Genomic DNA, 3,892 nt, shown 5'->3' on the forward strand with positions numbered 1-3,892 from the left:
GCCGCCAGCCCGACTGGCGCAGGAGTGCCGCCAGTTCGGCCGGCCGCAGGAAACGCCGCCAGTCATGCGTGCCGACCGGCAGCCAGCGCAGCACGTATTCGGCCGCGACCTTTGCCGCGAGGAACGAGGCCGGGCTGCGGTCCAGCGTGGACAGCACCAGCAGCGCGCCGGGCGCCGCAAGTTGCGCGAGCGTCGCCAGGAACGGGCCGGGATCGGCCACGTGCTCGATCACCTCCAGCGCCGTGATCAGACGGAACCGCGCCGGCTCGCGGCACAGGTCCTCGGCCGCGGCCACCCGATAGGTCAGCGGCAGACCCTGTCCCTCGGCATGCGCCGCGCCGGCGGCGATGACGTCGGGCGCCGCGTCGATGCCGAGCACGTCGAGCCCGGCGCGGGCCAGCGCCTCCGCCGCGATGCCGGCGCCGCAGCCGACATCGAGCGTCGCAAGCCCCGCCGTCGCGCCGAGATACCGCCCGGCCTGCGCCAGGACCCAGCCGATGCGGGCCGGATTCATGCGATGCAGGGGGCGCATCGGCCCTGACGGGTCCCACCAGCGCGACGCCATGGCGTCGAAGCGGGCGATCTCCCCGGCGGCGACACTGCTGCTCATGGCTCTCTCCCGGTTGTCGAACGGCACACTTGGCCCGTATGTGTGCCGCCCCTGTTGGACGCGTAAGGCCGGAACCCCGCACCGATGGCTCGCATCGTCATGAAGTTCGGCGGCACCTCCGTCGCCGATCTCGATCGTATCCGCAATGTGGCCCAGCGCGTCGCCCGCGAGGTGCGCGCCGCCCACGAGGTCGCGGTCGTGGTCTCGGCCATGGCTGGCGTGACCAATCAGCTCGTCGGCTGGTGCCAGGCGCTGTCGCCGCTGCACGATGCCCGCGAGTACGACACCGTCGTCGCAACCGGCGAGCAGGTGACGACCGGGCTGCTGGCGATCGCCCTGCAGGAGATCGGGGTGGAGGCGCGGTCCTGGCAGGGCTGGCAGATCCCGATCCACACCGACCGCGCCCACGGCAAGGCCCGCATCGAGCGGATCGAGGGCGCGGAGCTGGTGCGGCGCATGCGGGGCGAGGGGATGGACGCGCCGCAGGTCGCCGTGGTCGCCGGGTTTCAGGGGATCGGGCCGGACGGGCGCGTCACCACCCTCGGCCGCGGCGGCTCGGACACCTCCGCCGTCGCCCTTGCCGCCGCGATCGGCGCGGATCGCTGCGACATCTATACCGACGTGGACGGGGTCTATACGACTGATCCGCGCATCGTGCCCGGGGCGCGCAAGCTCGACCGCATCAGCTACGAGGAGATGCTGGAGCTTGCCTCGGTCGGGGCCAAGGTGCTGCAGACCCGCAGCGTCGAGATGGCGATGAACCACCGGGTGCGCGTGCGCGTGCTCTCCAGCTTCCAGGACGCAGACGAGACCAGCGGCACGCTGGTCGTGGACGAGGACGAGATCGTGGAAAAGGAAATCGTCTCCGGCATCGCCTTCTCGCGCGACGAGGCCAAGGTCACGATCCGCCGCGTGCCCGACCGGCCCGGCATCGCGGCGGCGATCTTCGGCGCCATGGCGTCGGAGAACATCAACGTCGACATGATCGTGCAGAACCTGTCCGCCGACGGCACCACGGACATGACCTTCACGGTAGGCAAGTCCGACCTGCCGCGCGCCCGCGCCGCCCTCGATGCCGCGCGGCCGCAGATCGGCTATGCCGAGATCGAGACGGATGCCAACGTGGCGAAAGTTTCGGTCGTGGGCGTCGGCATGCGCAGCCACGCGGGCGTCGCCAACACGATGTTCCGCGCGCTGGCCGACCGGGCGATCAACATCCAGGTCATCTCCACGAGCGAGATCAAGGTCAGCGTGCTGATCGCCGCCGACTACACCGAGCTGGCGGTGCGCGCGCTGCATACCGCCTATGGTCTCGATGCCGCCTGACATCACCCCGCCCGACCCGGCCCGCGCGGCCGCCCGCGCGGCGCTCGACCGGTTGTGGGCGCGCGGCACCGCCTTTCTGGGGTGCGAGGTCGCGATCCTCGGCGGTGCCATGAGCTGGCTGTCGGAGCGGCACCTCGTCGCCGCCATCTCCAACGCCGGCGGCTTCGGCGTCATCGCGTGCGGCGCCATGTCGCCCGCGCAGCTCGAGGCGGAGATCGCCGGCACGCAGGCGATGACCGACCGTCCGTTCGGCGTCAACCTGATCACCATGCACCCGCAGTTGGACGATCTCGTTCAGGTCTGCCTGCGCGCGGGCGTCGGTCACGTGGTGCTGGCCGGCGGCATCCCGCCCGGCGGCACGCTGCGCGCGGTCAAGGACGGCGGCGCCCGCGTGATCGCCTTCGCCCCCGCGCTGGTGCTGGCGCGCCGGCTGGTGCGCACGGGCGTCGATGCGCTGATCATCGAGGGGTCGGAGGCCGGCGGTCATATCGGCCCGGTCTCGCTCGGCGTGCTGGCGCAGGAGATCCTGCCGCACATACGCGAGGTGCCGGTGTTCGTCGCCGGCGGCATCGGGCGCGGCGACGCGATCCTGTCCTATCTCGACATGGGCGCCTCCGGGGCGCAGCTCGGCACGCGGTTCGCGGCCAGCACGGAAAGCATCGCGCACCCGCGCTTCAAGCAGGCCTTCATCCGGGCCCACGCCCGCGACGCCGTCCCGTCGGTCCAGCTCGACGACCGCTTTCCCGTGATACCGGTGCGCGGGCTGGTGAACGCGGGCACGCGGCAGTTCCTCGCCCATCAGGCCGAGACGATCCGGCGGTTTCAGTCGGGCGAGCTGACGCGCGAGGCGGCGCAGCTCGCCATCGAGCATTTCTGGGCCGGTGCCCTGCGCCGCGCCGCCATCGAGGGCGACGTGGACGAGGGCTCCGTCATGGCGGGGCAGTCGGTCGGCATGGTGACCGACGAGCAGCCGACCGCCGCCATCATCGCCGATCTCGTGGAACAGGCGGTCGATCGCCTGTGCGCGCGGCAGCCCACGCAGGCGGCGACCGGAGCGGCCGCGCCGCCGCCTTGACCGGCATGACGCCCGCCGGAGTGGGCGGGGGCGCGGGCGCCGGTGCGCGCGCGACGCGACGCCTGCTTGCACGGCTGCGCGAGATCATGGCGGCCGGCGACCACGAGACCCGCCTGCATACGCTGACCGAGGTGATGCGGCTGATCGGCGCGGAGCTGGTGGCCGAGGTCGCCTCCGCCTATGTGCGCCGGCCGGGTGACCTGCTGGAGCTGGCGGCGACCGAGGGGCTCAACCCGATCGCGGTCGGCCGCACCCGGCTGCGGGTTGGCGAGGGCATCATCGGCCTGTGCGCCGCGACCGGCAGCGTCATGAACCTCCCGGACGCGCAGAGCCATCCGGGCTTCGCCTACCGGCCGGAGACGGGGGAGGAGGCGTTTGCCTCCCTGCTCGCGGTGCCGGTCCGCCGCGCCGGCCGGCGGCTCGGCGTGCTTGCCGTCCAGAACCGCCTCCCGCGCCTGTATGCCGAGGACGAGGTCGAGCTGCTGGAGACGGTGGCGATGATCGTCGCCGACCTGCTGGCCGAACTCGGCGCGTCGGACGGCAGCGGCGAGGGGCTGGCCTCCACGCTGCCGCGCGTTTTCGTCGCCTCCGCCCTGGTCCCGGGGATCGCCGCCGGCCGCATCGTGCTGCTCGGCGCGCGCCGCCCGGCCGCGCGGCTGCACGCCGACGATCCGGCGGCCGAGCTTGGTCGGCTGGACGCCGCCATCGCGCAGATGCGGCGCGACCTCGATGCGCTGATCAGCGACCGCATGCCGGACGGGCTCGATGCGGGCGCCGGGCGCGAGGTGCTGGAGACCTACCGGCTGATGGCCGCCGACGGCGGCTGGCTGCGCCGCGCCGCCGACGCGGTGCGCGGCGCCGCGCGGGCTTCATCGCTGCCA

At 73.1% G+C, this 3,892-nt stretch carries 4 protein-coding genes; 3 read left to right on the top strand and 1 reads right to left on the bottom strand.

Annotation, left to right across the window (positions count from 1 at the left end; translation table 11 throughout):
- Positions 1-610: bifunctional 2-polyprenyl-6-hydroxyphenol methylase/3-demethylubiquinol 3-O-methyltransferase UbiG (gene ubiG / locus B8460_RS04330; protein WP_048860348.1), on the bottom strand; the 610-nt coding region annotated here is incomplete at its 3' end.
- Between the two features lie 84 nt (positions 611-694).
- Here ubiG and B8460_RS04335 point away from each other — a divergent pair.
- The 3 genes from B8460_RS04335 to B8460_RS04345 form a co-directional block, all read left to right on the top strand.
- Complete coding sequence (locus B8460_RS04335) at positions 695-1,936, top strand: aspartate kinase (protein ID WP_048860349.1); 1,242 nt, start codon at positions 695-697, stop codon at positions 1,934-1,936.
- On the top strand, positions 1,917-3,011 hold the full coding sequence (locus B8460_RS04340) for an NAD(P)H-dependent flavin oxidoreductase (protein ID WP_048860350.1): 1,095 nt from the start codon (positions 1,917-1,919) through the stop codon (positions 3,009-3,011). The genes B8460_RS04335 and B8460_RS04340 overlap by 20 nt, the downstream gene beginning before the upstream one ends.
- A gap of 5 nt (positions 3,012-3,016) precedes the next feature.
- Positions 3,017-3,892, top strand: an 876-nt coding sequence (locus tag B8460_RS04345) for a GAF domain-containing protein (RefSeq protein ID WP_048860351.1), incomplete at its 3' end; no start/stop codon positions are given.

Origin of the sequence: Acidisphaera rubrifaciens HS-AP3 (assembly GCF_000964365.1) — a bacterium.
Taxonomy (GTDB): domain Bacteria; phylum Pseudomonadota; class Alphaproteobacteria; order Acetobacterales; family Acetobacteraceae; genus Acidisphaera; species Acidisphaera rubrifaciens.